The following is a 16,734-nucleotide window of genomic DNA, read 5'->3' as shown; positions in this document are numbered from 1 at the left end:
CGCCGCGAGATACCCGTCCTGGGCACCACCCACGCCGACACCTTCAACGGCCCCCTGCCCTGCACCCCCGACCTCACCGCCGAACAGTGCGCGAAGGACTACGAGTACAACACCGGCCGCGTCATCGTCGACACGCTGGACGGCGACGACCGCAAAGCGGTCGAGGTCCCCGGCGCCCTCGTCGCCGGCCACGGCCCCTTCACCTGGGGCGCCACCGCCCGCAAGTCCCTCGAACACGCCATCATCTGCGAGGCCGTCGCCGACATCGCCCTGCACACCTTCGCCCTGTCCCCGACAAGCCCGCCGCCCCCACACCTCCTGGAGCGGCACTACACCCGCAAACACGGCCCCGACGCCTACTACGGCAACCCGGAGGCACCGCAGATCGCACGATGACGGACCTGGCTGCCGGCGAGCGGACTGAACGCGCCAGGCGACGGCCCTGGCCGGAACCTGGCCGCTCGCGCGGGGGCGCGAGACCGGGCAAGAACACCGCCTCCGAAGCCGGGCCCGACGACGAAGAGGAGCCCGGGACCTGGCGGCCCGTCCGCTCGCAAACGGCTCACGCAAACGGCCCCGGACGAGGAGTCCGAGGCCGAACAGAACGCTTGCCTGGCAAAGAAAGCGCAGGTCAGTGGTTTGACGTAGGCCGGCGCCCGGCAGGATTCGACCCTGCGACACCCGCTTGAGGAGTTCGGTCGGGGAACGTCGGGGAACGTCGGGAACAGAGAACAGTTCCCAGGCTTTACGGCGATTCCCCAAGGGCCGCCGCTCGTGCCAAGGCGGGGGAGGGGCGGTAGGAGGAGTCGGACCGGCCGCACTTCTCGGCACGGGCGGAGTCGACTACCGCGCGATGAGGCAGGCCCCTGGGCCCGGCCCACGGCCTGCTTCGAAGGCCGCACCTGGCGGGATGGGCGCCACCACGCCACCCTCGTCTCCGTCGCGCACGCCCTCCGCACTCTCCAGCGCATCCCCCGATCACCGAAGAGACGGCGTCGGCCTGAGCCTCCACCAGGTCGCCACGAACGGCAGTACTCCTCGCGGTCCGAGCTCGTCGGCGGCGACGCCGGCCCGGACGTCGCGCCTCAAGCCATCCAAGTGTCCGAGATTTCGTACAGAGTTCGACTCTTCGTTCAAAGGACGAAAATATGGGCCACGGCCGCCGAGCGTCAACCTCTCTGACGAAAACGCGATTCTGTGCCGGGTCGCGGGCGGGCCGTCCGCCCCGCCCGCGACCCCGCGTTATCCAAACGTGATGGCCCGCTTCTCGCACAACCCCTTGACCGGCGGGAACGGTTGGCGCTCACTATGGCCTCCGCATTCACCGCGTTTCAGGGGGGGGACTGCCGTGGCGCACCCAGCGCACAGCGACACGTCCCTGGCGGATTACCAGCATGTTCCCGTTCTGCCGACGGACAGCCACCAAGGAGGTGCGGCCATGGCGCAACCGCCACTGCGGCCGCCCGCCATGGCTGACGCCCCACCGTCGACAGGCGTGTCGCACCAGACCGTTTCCCGTCTGCCGGGGAGTCGCCGCACCGTGCGGAACGAGGCGCGAGCCGAAGGGAGGCGCGCGATGGAGGAGGTCGGTCATCGCCGCGCTCTCTCCGGGCGTGCCCTCGCCACCCGGCGCGACGGGGCCCCGGGGATCGCCTCGGGCGCCACCCTCCACGGCCCTGCCACCGCGCCGCCGCAACTCCGGGGCGCCTTCCCGGTGGTGGCGGTCGCCGGCGGCCGCGTCTCGGAGGCACCCCGACCCCACGGCGGCCAGGCGCCTCCTGGCGGCCGACCGCCGCGTCGCCTGGCATCCCACGGGTTTCGGGAAGGGGCCGGAGGCCGACGGCCGGGTCACCGTGCGGGCCGGAAACCGCTCCGGCGGGCAGACCGGCGTCCGGCCGCGGTCTTGACCAATCAGCGACCGGATGGCGCTGGTTGCCGCGGATGCCGGGCGAAGGCGGCGTCCGTACCCCCATGACATCGCGGCGGTCGGGTTCCTTTGCCTCCCGGAGGTGGAATTCATCGCCCCTCTGCCGAGTGCCATCCGCCAGGGCCCCTCCACGGTGGGGAAAACGGACTCGTCGCCCTGTTGCCACCGTCCCCCAGGAAACCCCCACCCGCCCCCGACCCCCCCTCTGACAGCACCGTCCACGCATGTTCGACATCTCGAACGTTGGCCGATCCACAGAACGACGTCGCCTACCCGTTCCCGACGGAACGCCGGAAGCGACCCACGCAACCGAGCCCCATCCCCGGGCCGGGTCTACAAAGGAGTAGAAACATGCTGAACAGAAGGAACTTCCTTACCGCGGCGGTCGGTGTGGCGGCTGCGACCGGACTCACGGCCTGCGCCAAGGAGGACGGCAGCTCCTCCTCCGCCGGCGGCAGCAAGGCCATCTCCCTCGGCTTCTCCCAGGTCGGCTCGGAGAGCGGCTGGCGGAGCGCCAACAGCGAGTCGGTGAAGTCGGCCGCGAAGGCGGCGGGTTACACCCTCAAGTTCTCCGACGCCCAGCAGAAGCAGGAGAACCAGATCTCCGCGATCCGCAGCTACATCGCGCAGAAGGTCGACGTCATCGCCTTCTCGCCGGTGGTCGTCACCGGCTGGGACGCGGTGCTCAAGGAGGCCAAGGCCGCGAAGATCCCCGTGGTCCTCACCGACCGCTCCGTGGAGACGTCCGACCAGTCCCTGTACGTGACCCTGGTCGGCTCCGACTTCACGGACGAGGGCCGGCGCGCCGCCCGCATGCTGGAGAAGGTCCTGGTGACGGCCGGCCACAAGGGCGCGGTGAAGATAGCGCAGTTGGAGGGCACCACCGGTGCCGCCCCGGCGATCGAGCGCGCCAAGGGCTTCAAGGAGGTCATGGACGCGGAGCACAAGACCGACTGGAAGATCGTCATCAGCCAGACCGGTGACTTCACCCGCGCCGGCGGCAAGCAGGTCATGGCGGCCTTCCTGCAGTCCAACCCGGACGTCAACGTGCTCTTCGCGCACAACGACGACATGGCCATCGGCGCCATCCAGGCCATCGAGGCGGCCGGCAAGAAGCCCGGCAAGGACATCCTCATCGTCTCGATCGACGGTGTGAAGGACGGCTTCGTCGCCATGTCCGAAGGCAAGATCAACGGCATCGTCGAGTGCAACCCGCTGCTCGGCCCCCAGTTGATGGAGATCGTGAAGAAGGTCCACGACGGCGAGAAGGTCGAGCGGTGGATCAAGACCAAGGAGGGCGACTTCACGCAGGACCAGGCCAAGGCCGCGCTCCCCACCCGCAAGTACTGACCGACCGCCCCCACCGGCAGGGAGCCTCCGGCCGACCGAGATCCCTCGGCCCCGAGGCTCCCTGCGGAACCGAACCCTTCGCATGAGGAGCGCTGCCATGGCAGAGCCGCGGCCCGTCCTGGAGATGACGGGCATAGTCAAGGAATTTCCGGGGGTACGGGCTCTGTCGGGTGTCGACTTCCGGCTCTTCCCGGGCGAGATACACGCCCTGATGGGCGAGAACGGCGCCGGAAAGTCCACGATGATCAAGGTGCTGACGGGCGTCTACTCCCTGGACGGCGGCACGATCACCCTCGACGGCACGTCCGTACGGTTCGGCAGCCCGCTGCAGGCGCAGCAGGCCGGCATCAGCACCGTCTACCAGGAGGTCAACCTCTGCCCCAACCTGTCGGTGGCGGAGAACATCTTCATCGGACGCGAACCCACCCGCGCCGGCCGCATCCAGTGGAAGCGGATGCGCAAGGAGGCGGCGGAGCTGGTCGACCGGCTCGGGCTCGACATCGACGTCACCGCGCCGCTGTCCTCGTACCCGCTGGCCGTGCAGCAACTGGTCGCGATCGTACGGTCGGTGGGCCTCGGGGACCGCGACGGCGAGGGATCCGGCACCAAGGTGCTGGTCCTCGACGAGCCGACCTCCAGCCTCGACCGCGACGAGGTCCTCGAACTCTTCCGTCTGATGCGGCAGTTGAGGGACGAGGGCGTCGCGATCCTGTTCGTGTCGCACTTCCTCGACCAGATCTACGAGATCTGCGACCGCATGACCATCCTGCGCAACGGCACCCTGGTCGGCGAGCACCTGGTCCGTGACCTCGACCAGGTCGGACTGATCGAGCTGATGATCGGCAAGGCCCTGGACCAGCTCGAGGGGCTGCACGAGCACCAGATGCGCTCCGATGTCGGCGAGACGCTGGTCAAGGCCGAGGGGCTCGGCCGCAGCGGCGGGATCGCCCCCTTCGACCTGGAGATCAAGAAGGGCGAGGTCCTCGGACTCGCCGGCCTGCTGGGATCCGGCCGCACCGAGCTCGCCCGGCTGCTGTTCGGCGCCGACCAGCCCGACAGCGGCAAGGTGTCCATCAGCGGCAAGCAGGTCCCGATGAACGCCCCGAACGACGCCATCGGCGCCGGGGTCGCGTTCTGCTCGGAGAACCGCAAGAGCGAGGGGCTGGTCCCCGATCTGACCGTGCGCGAGAACATCATCCTCGCCCTCCAGGCGACCCGCGGCTGGACCCGGCCCATACCGGCCGCCCAGCGCGACGAACTCGTCGCCAAGTACATCCAGGCCCTGGACATCCGCCCCGCCGACCCGGAGGCCCGGGTAGGACAGCTCAGCGGCGGCAACCAGCAGAAGGTGCTGCTCGCCCGCTGGCTGATCACCCAGCCGAAGCTGCTGATCCTGGACGAGCCCACCCGCGGCATCGACGTCGGCGCGAAGGCGGAGATCCAGAAACTGGTCGTGTCCCTCTCCGAGGACGGCATGTCCGTGCTGTACATCGCGGCCGAACTGGAAGAGGTGCTCCGGCTCAGCCACACCATCGGGGTGCTGCGCGACCGCCGGCTGGTGGCGCGGCTCACCAACGGGCCCGAGATCACCACCAGCCGGATCCTCGAGACCATCGCGAGTGGAGAACACCAGTGACCACCCCTTCCCGATGGCGAGCTCTGCCGCGCCACCACCTGTTCTGGCCGGTCGCGGTCCTGGTCGTGCTGCTGCTCGTCAACGTCCCCTTCACACCCGGCTTCTTCTCGATCCGGATGGCGGACGGCCACCTCTACGGCAGCCTCGTCTCCATCGTGCTGTTCGGCTCACCGCTGATCCTGGTGTCGGTCGGCATGACCCTGGTCATCGCCACCGGCGGCATCGACCTCTCCGTCGGCGCCGTGGTCGCCATCACCGGGGCCCTGTCGTGCTGGTACATCAACGGCGAGGCCGACCAGAACTCCGTTACCGGGGTACTGGTCGCCGTGGCGCTGGGTCTGGTCGCCGCGGTCGCCTGCGGCCTGTGGAACGGCTTCCTGGTCGCCGGGCGGGGCATCCAGCCGATCATCGCCACGCTGATCATCATGGTCGCCGGGCGCGGTGTCGCCCAGTTGATCACCGACGGTCAGATCATCACCGTCAACAGCGACCCCTACCAGTTGATCGGCGGCGGCTACTGGCTGACACTGCCCTTCTCCCTCTTCGTGGTGGCCGCGGTCGTGGCCGTCACCGTGGCGCTGACCCGCCGCACGGCGCTCGGCCTGTTGGTCGAGTCCGTCGGCGGCAACGCCGAGGCCAGCCGCCTGGTCGGCATCAGGTCCACCCGCATCAAGATCATGGTCTACATGTTCTGCGCGCTGTGCGCGGGCATCGCGGGGCTGATGATCAGCTCCAACACCTCGGCCGCGGACGGCAACAACGCCGGCCTGTGGATCGAACTCGACGCGATCCTCGCCGTGGTGATCGGCGGCACCTCGCTGGTCGGCGGCCGGTTCTCCATCGGCGGCACGGTGATCGGCGCCCTCGTCATCCAGACCCTGACCACAACGATCTACACCATCGGCGTGCCGACCCAGACCAACCTGGTCTTCAAGGCCGTCGTCGTCATCGTCGTCTGCCTGCTGCAGTCCCCGAAGTTCCGGGCCAAGGTCTTCGGCGCCAAGGGCCTCAAGGCCCTGCGCCGGGACGACGCCCCGAAGATGGAGGTGTCGCGATGACCGCGACCGCCCAGACCCCCGAGGCGGCCAAGAGCGCCATCGCCTCCCGCGCCGCGCGCCTGCTCGGCGACAGGCGTCTGCCCGTCCTGGTCACGGCCGCCCTGTTCATCGCCATGTACATCGGCGGCCTCGGCCGGTACCAGAACTACGGGTTCGCCGAACCCCAGGTGTTCCTCAACCTGTTCATCGACAACAGCTACCTGCTGGTCGCCGCCATCGGCGCCACCTTCGTCATCATGTCCGGCGGCATCGACCTGTCCGTGGGCTCGATGATCGGCTTCACCACCATGTTCACGGCCTGGCTGGTGGAACGTCAGGGGCTGCCGCTGGTGCTGGTCATCCCCCTCGCGCTGGCCGTGGGAGCCTTCGGCGGTTTCCTGATGGGCTACGTGATCCACAACTTCGAGATCCAGCCGTTCATCGTCACCCTCGCCGGGCTCTTCCTCTTCCGCGGACTGTGCCTGGTCATCAGCAAGGAGTCGATCTCCATCAGCGACGCCTCGGTGAGCAGCCTGGCCGAGGCGCGGGTGTCGCTGGGCGTGGGCGAACTGTCGATCGGCGCCGTCGTGGCCCTGCTCGTCCTCGCCGCCGCCAGCTACGTACTGCACTACACCCGCTTCGGGCGCCGCGTGTACGCCATCGGCGGGAACGAGCAGTCGGCGCTGCTCATGGGTCTTCCGCTGGGCCGCACGAAGATCGCCGTGTACACGGTGAGCGGCTTCTGCTCGGCCCTGGCCGGTCTGCTGTTCATGCTGTACATCCAGTCGGGCGACCCGCTGCACGCCGTCGGCATGGAACTCGACGCCATCGCCGCGGTGGTCATCGGCGGCACCCTGCTGACCGGCGGTTCCGGCTACGTGCTGGGCACACTCTTCGGTGTACTGGTGCTCGGCCTGATCAAGAGCATCATCACCTTCGAGGGCACACTCAGCTCCTGGTGGACGAAAATCGCCACCGGCGTGCTGCTCTGCGCGTTCATCCTGATCCAACGAACCATGACATCACGCCAGAAGACCTGACCGGCAGACCCGACCACCAGGGATACGGCGACACGCACTGCCGCGCACTCTCACGGACTGACCGTGTGCGGCCCCGCGTTCCCCCCTCACGTTCTGCTACTCCAAGGGGGCACCGGACCGGCTCCGGATGACGCCGCACACCGTGCCGTCGGGCACGTAGGCGAGACAGGAACAATCTCCCGGGGCCGGTCCGGGCCGGGCCGGGCTTCGGCGGTCCGGCACCCACCGCTGGTGGTCGGGTTGCCGCCGGCGAGACGCCGATCACCGGCAGGCGGACGGCGATCCGACCGAAGGGAGCCTGCCATTGCCGTGACTTCGACACGACCAGACGTAGCCGACACCGCCCCCAGCAGGACAAGGACAGCGAGGGAGGAACGGGAGAGCGCCTGGGTGGAGACCGGCAGGCCTCCACCCGTGGGCTGCGGTGGTCATCTCCGCTCGTACCGCCACCACCCACTCGTCGCGCAGCGCCGCGTACCGGGCCCGGTCCTCTGCCGGAAGGTGGCCGCCGGCCCGCGTCATGAGCGCGCGGATCTCGGCGTTGATGGCCGAGGAGGCCTCTCGTCGTGCCCGGCTGCGCTGCGGGCATGATTCGTGCAGTGGTTTTCGACGTGGGTGAGTGCCTCGTGGACGAGACCCGTGAGTACGGTACTTGGGCCGACTGGCTCGGAGTCCCCCGTCACACCTTCGCCGCGATGTTCGGCGCCGTGATTGCGCAGGGGCGCGACTACCGCGAGACGTTCCAGGAGTTCAGGCCGGGCTTCGACCTGTACGCCGAGCGGGAGGTTCGCGCGGCGGTCGGGAAGCCGGAGACCTTCGACGAGGCCGACCTGTACACGGATGTCCGCGGCGCCCTGGCGGCCCTTCGCGCGGACGGCCTGTGGCTGGGTATCGCCGGGAACCAGACCGTTCGAGCCGGCCGGCTCCTGCGCGGGCTGTTCACCCAGGACGTCGACCTGATCGGTACCTCGGACGACTGGGGCGCCAGCAAGCCGGACCCGTTGTTCTTCGCGCGCGTCGCCGAGGTCACTCCGTTCGCCAACGAGGAGATCCTCTACGTCGGGGACCGCGTCGACAACGACCTCCGTCCTGCCGTCGCCGCCGGGATGCACACCGCGCTGGTGCACCGCGGCCCGTGGGCGACGATCCAGTGGCACGACGAGGAAGCGAAGAAGCTCCCCACCTTCCGGGTGGAGAGCCTCCTCGAACTGCCGGGCCTGATCCAGGAGTTCAACGCGTCAGCGCGCTGACCGTCGTCCCCCATCCGTACAGCCGGTCGTCCAGCTTGCGCACACACGCCTCATGTTGGTGCGGCGCGAGCGCCCGCCGCACCTCGCGGACCCGGTCCATGCCCATCGCGTACCAGGTGCGCTCAAGCTGATCGAGGGCACGCACGGCGTACCCGCACGCAGCCTCGGGAGCGCCGACCGCCCCCCCCCACGAAGGACGGCCAGGCCCGCCGCCGAGCGCCACCCCCGCCCGCCGGCGGTTGGCTGCCTTCAGCCGAGGCCGCCAAGAGAGAGGCCGAGGGTGTCGGCGAGGAGTAGTAGGTCAGTCAGCGATGGGTCTGCGGTGGCGTACTCCCGCCGATGGACCGTCCGGTGGTCGCGGCCGACGAGATGGCCCAGCTCTAGCTGCGAGAGGTCGGCGGCGTGGCGGGCGGTTCGGATGCGGGCCTCGATCTCCCGGCGGACCAAGACCTAGTCGGGCAGGGGATCGAGTGGCACCCGCGGACGACGTGCAGGTATGCGAGAGACGTGTCTCAGGCGTGCGTGGGGAGACCCCCCCCGTAAGGGTGATCGTGGGGCAGATTCCGTGGGGATGTGGATTCCAGGTGGATTCCTGGCGCGGGAAAGGCCCCCCGTTCGAATGGAACGAGGGGCCTATAGCCCTCTGACCTGGCACTTAGTCAGTGCCCCCGGCAGGATTCGAACCTGCGACACCCGCTTTAGGAGAGCGGTGCTCTATCCCCTGAGCTACGAAGGCTGGGTGTGGCCCTGTGGGTCACAGGCGTCAGCGTACCGGATTGGGGGTGGGGGGTGTGGGGGTCGGGGGGTGGGGTCAGGTCAGGGGGAATCGGTTGAAGCGGGAGGCTGTGTGGAGGTCTGTTTCGATGTGGGAGGCGGTGGAGAGCAGGGCGGGGAGGAGGACGTGGACGCATTCCTCGGTCGTGCGGCGGGCGACGTGGGTCGCCGCGTTCAGGGCGGCGATCACCCGGCCCGTCCGGTCGTGGATCGGGACCGCGATCGCTCGCACGCCCTGTTCCAGTTCCTCGTCGGTCAGGGCGTAGGGGGGCGGGGCGTCCCCGGTACTCGGGGCTAGGATCCGGCCCATTGATGTTCCGTGGGCCGGCAGTCTTGTTCCTACCGTGATGTCGACGCTCATGACGTGGCTCGCGGTCGCCCGGGCCGTGTACTGGATCTCGTCGCCCCGTTCCGTCAGGACCGCCAGCGAGGTCGTCTCCTGGATCTCGTCCGCCAGGGTCGTCATGTGGGGGGTCGCGATGCGGGGGAGGGACGTACGGGAGAGGGGTGGGAAGCCCAGGGAGAGGACTCGGGGGGTGAGGGCGAACGTGCGGTGCGGGGCCGGGGTCACCAGGCCCAGGTGCTCGTACGTGATCAGGGCCCGGCGGGCTGTCGCCCGCGCCAGGCCCGTCGCCTTCGCGACCTCCGTGAGGGTCAGTTCCGCCCTGCCCTCGCCGAACGCCGTCAGGACGGTCAGGCCCCGGGCCAGGGACTCGACGAAGTCGCGGCCCAGTTCCTGTTTCGACGCGCCCGTCCAGATCGCCAGGCCCGCGGGGGGTGGGCCGGGGTGCGGGGGCGGGGCCTGCCGCAGGTCGTCCTCCATCGCCGACACCGCCGCGCGCAGGCGGGGCAGCAGCGTTTCGCGCAGGCTCGCCGCCGTGTGCCGGCTCGTGTGGCTGACGACGTTCGCCACGCACGCGATGCGGGCGGTGCGGGGATCCCGTACGGGGACGGAGACCGCCACCAGTCCGGGTTCGATCAACTGGTCGTCCAACGCATAGTCCGTGGAGGCCGCTTCCGCCGTCCGCTGTACGAACTCCTTGTCGTTCCGCTGGTTTTGTGGGGGTGGCGGTACCGTCGGGAAGGCGTGGTTGTGGGGGTCCGTTGTTCGGCGGGTGTGCCAGGAGTGCCACTGCTCGTCCGGCCACTCGGTGGCGAACAGCGGGCCGGGGGCGGTGCGTTCGGCTGGGAGCAGGTCGCCGATGCGGAAGCTCAGGGACATCGCGCGGCGGCGGGTCGCCTGGTGGATGAAGCGGATGCCGTCGCCGTCGGCGACCGCCAGGGAGACGGACTCGTCGAGTGCGTCGGCCAGGTCGTCCGCGCGGGCGGACAGCAGTGCGGGCAGGCGCAGGGCGGCCAGGTAGGCGTTGCCCAGTTCCATGACACGGGGGGTCAGGATCGCGTCCCGGCCGTCGAGTCGGACGTATCCCATGCGGGCCAGCGTCGCCACGACGCGGTCGACGGTCGACCGGGCCAGGCCCGTGGCGCGTTCGAGCGCGCTGAGGCTCAGCACGCCGTTCGCCTCGGTGAGCCGGTGCAGTACGGCGACGCCGCGCATCAGCGGGGCCACGGCTTCGGCCGGGGCCACGGCTTCAGGCGGGGCGCCGGTGGCGGTGGCGGGGGCGGGGGCGGGTTGTGGCATGGGTGGTGTGTGCTCCCCGTAGGGGGTCTCCGGGACGGGACTTCGTCACCGGACTTCGGGACACCGTAACGGGACGGGGGAGCGTGGTGCGGGTCAGGGCTTCGGCGGGGTACCCACTACGTGAACACCCTCAAGGGTCTCCGCCTATCCCCGGCTCACCCGCACCCTGTAATTCCCCTTGAGGTCCGCCCCCGTCACCGCGATGCGGATGTTCCGCTTCGGGTCCTTGAAGGTCTCGCCCGGGGTGAAGGGGGCGTCGGAGAGTTCCGCGTGGACGTTGGGGCTGCGGGTGCAGCCGCCGCTGTCGGCGTGGGAGTCGTAGACGGTCACCGGGCCCATGCCGGTGTCCACGTCGGCGTCCACCTTGTAGATGAGGACGCCCGGGCGGCACACCGTCTCGTCGTTGCCGCCGGGGGCGCGCAGTTCGACGGCGTAGCCGGTGCGGGCGTCGACCGGGACGAAGACGAGTTTCGGGCCGCCCGCGCGGGAGAGGGGGGTCAGCGGGTACTCCCTCGTGCCGCGGGTCGCCGCGCAGGCGATCTGGGAGGCGTCCAGCCAGCCCAGTTTCCACTTGTGCCAGCCGAGCAGGTCGTTGTTGGCCCCCCAGTCCTCGCTCATGATGTCCCAGTGGCCGACCGCGCCCCCGCCCTCCTGGGTGTAGAGGTCGGGCAGGCCGAAGACGTGGCCGTTCTCGTGGGGGAGGACCCGGTAGCCGGTGCGGTCGTAGGAGCCGGAGCCGTCGTCCTGGCGGGAGTAGACGAAGGACGCGTTCGCCACCGACACGCCGTCGGCGACCGGCGCCTCCGTGTTGCCTGCGAACGTCACCGACAGGACCGTGTCCAGCGCGGAGGGGCCCGCGTTCGGGGTGACCAGCACGTTCAGGAGGTCGTAGGCGCGGAAGTCGACGGTCGGGTCGGCGGCGGCCACGATGTCCTGGACGAGATCGCGGTAGCCGGGGTCGAAGGGCGCGCCGCGCTCTATGCCGTACGCGCGAAACGACTTGGGCATGCGCAGCCAGTGGCGGATCGGGGTCTCCGCGCGGTAGTCGAGGCGGCCGTAGGACGCCGTGCGGAACCAGGCCTCGGTCTGCGGGAAGAATTCGCGGTAGCGGCTCAGCGCGCTGCCCCGGCCGGGCGCGTCCGAGAAGTCGACCATCAGGGTGAGGGCGTGGACGGTGCCGGTGGAGCGGGAGTAGCCGCCGGTGGTCGGGACGCCCTCGGACATCTGGACGGCCGGGTCGCCGTTGATCATGCAGGGGGCGAGGGCGGAGGACCGGGACAGGGAGATCGGGCCCGCGCCGGCCGTCGTCGAGCCGGGCTGCGGTGTGAGGCGGCCCGTGCCGGCCGACGTGCTGACCGCGAGGGTCAGGGCGGTGACGGAGACGAGGGTGGCGACGCGACGCGGGCGTATCCGGCGGCGGAGCGGCTCGCCTGCGCGGGCCGGGGCGGTGCGCACGGGCTGCGGCTGCATGCGGGGCCTTTCGCTCCAGGCAGCCACTGGTCACCGACTGCACCCTTGCGATCACCCTGTGCCGGGGCGCACGCGGGCGCGCGCTGAAGGAGACCGATCGTGGGTTACCTGGCGGTAGGCGGACTTGCGAGGGAGCCCCTAAGGGATGTGACCCAGGTCACGTCGAGAAAGTTTCCCGTACGGGAAATAAGCGGGGACCGCTTCCCCGTTTAGCCAGGTGTCCGAGTGAAACGGGGACTCCATCCCCGGATCGCGAAACCGTCCCAGAACCTCAGCGGTTCTCCCGCAGGAGCGGTTCTCCCGCAAGAACAAGCAAGAACAAGAACAAGAAGGAGTACGCCGTGCAGACCGCGACCGCCATCCCCGCCGAGCGCAAGGTGACCCGGCCCCGCGCTGACGCCCTGCGCAACCGGGAGCGGATCGTCACCGCCGCCCGCGAGATGTTCGTCGAGTTCGGGCCTGACGTGCCGCTCGACGAGATCGCCCGCCGGGCCGGCGTCGGCAACGCCACGGTGTACCGCAACTTCCCCGACCGGGACGCGCTGGTCCGTGAGGTCGTCTGCTCGGTACTGGACCGTACGGCCCGGTCCGGACAGGCCGCCCTCGCCGAGACCGGCGACGCGTTCGGGGCGCTGGAGCGATTCGTGCACGCCGCCGCCGACGAGCGGATCAGCGCGCTGTGCCCGATGATCGCCAGCACGTTCGACGAGCATCACCCCGACCTCGAAGCGGCACGCGAACGGGTCGATCTGATCATCGAGGAGGTCATGGACCGCGCGAAGGCGGCCGGGCAGCTCAGGCCCGACGTCGGCGTGGGGGACGTGATGATCGCGGTGGCCCAGCTCAGCCGGCCCCCGGCCGGTACCGGCTGCGGGAGCGTCGACCGCTTCGTCCACCGCCACCTGCAACTGTTCCTGGACGGGCTACGGGCCCCCGCCCGCTCCGTCCTGCCCGGCGCGGCCGCGACCATGGAGGACCTGCGCCAGCCCTGAGGGATCAGCCCACGAACAACGCCATGAACGCCATGAACGCCATGAACGGCATGAAAACTCTGCGATTAGTCCGCTAGCGCGATAGGCCGCCAGTTTCGCCCGCCCGCCAGTCGGCAGGTCGGCCGGTCGGCTGGTTCGCGTCACCGCGGCAGCCATCACGCGACGTCACACGGCGCTACGTCACACAGCACGACGTCACGCGGCGCGACCTCACTCAAGTGGAACGACCCGGTCGTCATCGACGACAAGTCGGTCCTCGGCATGCCTTCTTTCCGCGTTTTTTCCGTCTTTTCCATCTTTTTCCGTCACGAAGTCCCGAAGTGGGTATCCCCATGTCTGAAACAGCCCAGAAGGCCCCCGGTAAGACGGGTGGCGGCGGCGCACCGGACGCCAACCGGTGGAAAGCCCTGGCCTTCATCGCCCTCGCCCAACTGATGGTCGTCCTCGACGCGACCATCGTGAACATCGCGATGCCCTCTGCCCAGCACGACCTGGGCATCTCCGACGGCAACCGGCAGTGGATCGTCACCGCCTACGCCCTCGCCTTCGGCGGGCTGCTGCTCTTCGGCGGCCGGATCGCCGACCTGTGGGGCCGCAAGCGCACCTTCGTCGTCGGGCTGGGCGGGTTCGCCGCGGCCTCCGCGCTCGGTGGCGCGGCCGCCAACGAGGCGATGATGTTCGGCGCCCGCGCCCTGCAAGGCGCGTTCGGCGCGCTGCTCGCGCCCGCCGCGCTCTCGCTGCTCGCCGTGATGTTCACGGACGCGAAGGAGCGCGCCAAGGCGTTCGGTATCTACGGCGCGATCGCCGGTGGCGGCGGCGCCGTCGGCCTGATCCTCGGCGGCTTCCTCACCGAGTACCTGGACTGGCGCTGGACGTTCTTCGTCAACGTGCCGTTCGCGATCGTCGCCGCGGCCGGCGCCTACTTCGTCATCCGTGAGCCCGAAGGCGGACGTAACCGTTCCCCGCTCGACGTCCCGGGCGTCATCCTCTCCACCCTGGGCCTGGTCTCCCTGGTCTACGGCTTCACCCGCGCCGAGTCCGAGGGCTGGGGCGACTCGATGACGGTCGGCCTGTTCGCCGCGTCGGCCGTGTTGCTGTTCGCTTTCGTGATCGTCGAGTCGAAGGTCAAGGCTCCGCTGCTGCCGCTGCGCGTGATCACCGAGCGCAACCGCGGCGGTATCTACCTCTCCCTGGGCCTCGCGATCATCGCGATGTTCGGCCTGTTCCTCTTCCTGACCTACTACCTGCAGATCGTGAAGGGCTACTCGCCGGTCAAGACCGGTTTCGCGTTCCTTCCGATGATCGCGGGCATGATCACCGGCTCCACCCAGATCGGCACCCGCCTGATGACCCGGGTCCCGCCGCGTCTGCTGATGGGCCCCGGCTTCCTGGTCGCCGCGCTCGGCATGCTGCTGCTGACCCGCCTGGAGATCGACTCCTCGTACGCGGCGATCCTGATGCCGAGCATGCTGCTGCTCGGCCTCGGCATGGGTACGGCGTTCATGCCGGCCATGTCCCTGGCCACCCAGGGCGTCGAGCCGCGGGACGCCGGTGTGGCCTCCGCGATGGTCAACACCTCGCAGCAGGTGGGCGGCGCCATCGGCACCGCCCTGCTGAACACGATCGCCGCGTCCGCGACGACCTCGTACGTCAAGGACCACATGGCCGGCGCCACCGCCAAGCCCCAGCAGCAACTGGTGCAGTTGGAGGGCATGGTGCACGGCTACACCAGCGCGATCTGGTTCGCCGTCGGCATCCTGGTCGCCGCCGCCACGATCGCCCTGACCCTCGTCAACGCCGGCAAGCCGGACATGGGCCCGGTCACGGGCTCGGGGGCACGGGACGCCGAGGACGCGGTGCCGGTGATGGCCCACTGACCGCGCGCACGGCCGTGAACCGGCCGGGCCTCAGCCGTCCGGACATGGGCCTGAGGCACCCGGGCCTCAGTGGCGGTCCGGACATGGACCTTGGCCAGGACCTGCCCTAGCGCAGCCAGGGCAGGTCGGCACCCGCTTCGTTGGGCTGGAGTCCCTTGGCGATGATCTCCATGATCTCGCCGAGGGACTTCTGCTGTTCGGGAGTGAGCCGGTCGAAGACCGCGGTGCGTACGATGCTGACGTGGCCCGGCGCGGCCTTCTTGAGCACCTCGAGCCCCTGGTCGGTCAGGACGGCGAACTGGCCGCGCTTGTCGGAGGGGCAGTCCTCGCGGCGCACCCAGCCGTTCTTCTCCAGGCGGGCGATGGCATGGGAGAGGCGGGATCGGGTGATCTTCGCGTGCATGGCCAGCTCGGTCATCCGCAGCCGTCGGCGGGAGGAGTCGGCGAGCTTGACCAGGAGGCCGTAATAGACGTGCGGCATGCCCGCGTCACGCTGGAGCTGGCGGTCCATGTGATCCTCTAGGAGGGTGGTCGCGTGCACGTAGGACCGCCAGGTGAGCTGCTCCTCGGCGGAGAGCCACTGGGGCTCGTCAGCGGATGCGGATGCCATCGTCATGTACTCCACTGTAATCGCCCGCTCCTTGAATTTTAAACCAATCGGGATTACCCTTTTGGATAGTGCCGTTTTAGATTTCAATCAAACGTGCCGGACGATCCAGGAGGACCGGAACCCGCAACCTGGAACCCGAAGCACCGGAGTGCAGGGGTCAGGGTCAGGGGTACTAGAGATACCAGGATCGCCAGGAGCGCCCGGCGTGAGGGGCCGAGGTCCCGGAAGGAGTCGCCGCCATGTCCGCCGCACCCCAGGAACGGGACCGATCCCTCCCCCAGGAGCGCATGCCCGCGCTCTACCTCAGTCACGGTGCCCCGCCGCTCGCGGACGACCCGATCTGGCCCGGCCAACTCGCCGCCTGGTCCGCCGACCTGCCCCGCCCCAAGGCGATCCTCATGGTCTCCGCCCACTGGGAGGAGGCCCCGCTCGCCCTCGGCGCCGTCGACCCGGTCCCGCTGGTCTACGACTTCTGGGGCTTCCCCGAGCACTACTACCAGGTGACGTACGACGCCCCCGGCGCACCCGAGCTCGCCGAGAGCGTGCGCAAGCTGCTGCGCGCTCCGGGAATGCCCGTACAGGACATCCCCGACCGCGGCCTCGACCACGGCGCGTACGTACCGCTCGTCGAGATGTTCCCGGCCGCCGACATCCCGGTCCTCCAGATCTCGATGCCGACCCTCGACCCCGTCAAGCTGATGGAGATCGGCCGCAAGCTCGCTCCGCTGCGCGACGAGGGCGTCCTGATCGTCGGCTCCGGCTTCTTCACCCACAACCTGGCCGCGCTACGGCACACCGGCCCGGGCGTGCCGAGCTGGTCCTCCGAGTTCGACGACTGGGGCCGGCGCGCGCTGGAGGCCCGCGACTGGGACGGCCTGCTGGACTTCCTCGACAAGGCCCCGGCCGGCCGGTACGCCCACCCGCGCACCGAGCACTTCGCCCCGCTCTTCGTGACCATGGGCGCCGCGGAGGTGTCCGGCGAGCTGGACGCGCAGAAGTCGGTGATCGACGGATTCTGGGTCGGGATGGCCAAGCGGTCGGTGCAGTTCGGCTGAGGGTGGGGGTGGGGGCGGAGGCGGGGGTGGGCCCCGGTCGGGCCGGGTTCTGCCGGGTGCCCTTAGGGGTTCCG

The 16,734-nt window shown here is 69.7% G+C and carries 13 protein-coding genes, 1 tRNA gene and 1 pseudogene; 9 read left to right on the top strand and 6 right to left on the bottom strand.

Features of this window, described 5'->3' with window-relative positions; genetic code table 11:
* The 6 genes from BMZ82_RS18530 to BMZ82_RS18505 form a co-directional block, all read left to right on the top strand.
* On the top strand, positions 1–396 hold a 396-nt coding region (locus BMZ82_RS18530; RefSeq protein WP_177244541.1), incomplete at its 5' end, for a class II aldolase/adducin family protein.
* Positions 397–2,278: 1,882 nt separating this feature from the next.
* Positions 2,279–3,277, top strand: a complete 999-nt coding sequence (locus tag BMZ82_RS18525) for an ABC transporter substrate-binding protein (RefSeq protein WP_093777110.1) — start codon at positions 2,279–2,281, stop codon at positions 3,275–3,277.
* Positions 3,278–3,374: 97 nt separating this feature from the next.
* The gene (locus BMZ82_RS18520; RefSeq protein ID WP_093777108.1) at positions 3,375–4,913 is read left to right on the top strand and encodes a sugar ABC transporter ATP-binding protein; all 1,539 of its coding nucleotides are present in this window, start codon (positions 3,375–3,377) and stop codon (positions 4,911–4,913) included.
* A complete protein-coding gene (locus BMZ82_RS18515; RefSeq protein WP_093777106.1) occupies positions 4,910–5,971 on the top strand; it encodes an ABC transporter permease in 1,062 nt (353 codons plus the stop codon). Before BMZ82_RS18520 ends, BMZ82_RS18515 begins: the two co-directional genes overlap by 4 nt.
* On the top strand, positions 5,968–6,990 hold the full coding sequence (gene yjfF / locus BMZ82_RS18510) for a galactofuranose ABC transporter, permease protein YjfF (protein WP_093777104.1): 1,023 nt from the start codon (positions 5,968–5,970) through the stop codon (positions 6,988–6,990). The genes BMZ82_RS18515 and yjfF overlap by 4 nt, the downstream gene beginning before the upstream one ends.
* Before the next feature lie 587 nt (positions 6,991–7,577).
* Complete coding sequence (locus BMZ82_RS18505) at positions 7,578–8,240, top strand: HAD family hydrolase (protein ID WP_093777102.1); 663 nt, start codon at positions 7,578–7,580, stop codon at positions 8,238–8,240.
* On the opposite strand, the pseudogene BMZ82_RS18500 reads toward BMZ82_RS18505, so the two are convergent.
* From BMZ82_RS18500 to BMZ82_RS18480, 5 genes and pseudogenes are all read right to left on the bottom strand, one after another.
* Positions 8,221–8,421, bottom strand: a pseudogene (locus BMZ82_RS18500) (transcriptional regulator); the annotation flags it as partial. The gene BMZ82_RS18505 and the pseudogene BMZ82_RS18500 overlap by 20 nt on opposite strands.
* A gap of 68 nt (positions 8,422–8,489) precedes the next feature.
* A complete protein-coding gene (locus BMZ82_RS18495) occupies positions 8,490–8,687 on the bottom strand; it encodes a helix-turn-helix domain-containing protein (protein ID WP_256251980.1) in 198 nt (65 codons plus the stop codon).
* Between the two features lie 216 nt (positions 8,688–8,903).
* Positions 8,904–8,976: transfer RNA gene (locus BMZ82_RS18490), tRNA-Arg, on the bottom strand.
* Between the two features lie 75 nt (positions 8,977–9,051).
* Positions 9,052–10,656 carry an IclR family transcriptional regulator domain-containing protein gene (locus BMZ82_RS18485; RefSeq protein WP_093777100.1) on the bottom strand — a complete coding sequence of 535 codons (1,605 nt, stop codon included), beginning with the start codon at positions 10,654–10,656 and terminating at the stop codon, positions 9,052–9,054.
* Between the two features lie 144 nt (positions 10,657–10,800).
* Positions 10,801–12,126, bottom strand: a complete 1,326-nt coding sequence (locus BMZ82_RS18480) for a M6 family metalloprotease domain-containing protein (RefSeq protein ID WP_093777098.1) — start codon at positions 12,124–12,126, stop codon at positions 10,801–10,803.
* Between the two features lie 341 nt (positions 12,127–12,467).
* Between BMZ82_RS18480 and BMZ82_RS18475 the strand changes: the two genes are divergently transcribed.
* Positions 12,468–13,118: a TetR/AcrR family transcriptional regulator gene (locus BMZ82_RS18475; RefSeq protein WP_093777096.1), complete on the top strand. Its 651-nt coding sequence runs from the start codon at positions 12,468–12,470 to the stop codon at positions 13,116–13,118.
* Positions 13,119–13,450: 332 nt separating this feature from the next.
* Positions 13,451–14,995, top strand: a complete 1,545-nt coding sequence (locus tag BMZ82_RS18470) for an MFS transporter (RefSeq protein WP_093777094.1) — start codon at positions 13,451–13,453, stop codon at positions 14,993–14,995.
* 106 nt (positions 14,996–15,101) lie between these two features.
* Here BMZ82_RS18470 and BMZ82_RS18465 read toward each other — a convergent pair whose 3' ends face one another.
* Complete coding sequence (locus BMZ82_RS18465) at positions 15,102–15,611, bottom strand: MarR family winged helix-turn-helix transcriptional regulator (protein WP_177244540.1); 510 nt, start codon at positions 15,609–15,611, stop codon at positions 15,102–15,104.
* A 233-nt stretch (positions 15,612–15,844) separates the two neighbouring features.
* Between BMZ82_RS18465 and BMZ82_RS18460 the strand changes: the two genes are divergently transcribed.
* Positions 15,845–16,660: a dioxygenase family protein gene (locus BMZ82_RS18460; RefSeq protein WP_256251979.1), complete on the top strand. Its 816-nt coding sequence runs from the start codon at positions 15,845–15,847 to the stop codon at positions 16,658–16,660.
* The last annotated feature ends 74 nt before the right edge of the window (positions 16,661–16,734 follow it).

The organism is Streptomyces sp. yr375 (genome assembly GCF_900110755.1).
Taxonomy (GTDB): Bacteria; Actinomycetota; Actinomycetes; order Streptomycetales; family Streptomycetaceae; genus Streptomyces.
This window is presented reverse-complemented; position numbering and strand designations above follow the sequence as displayed.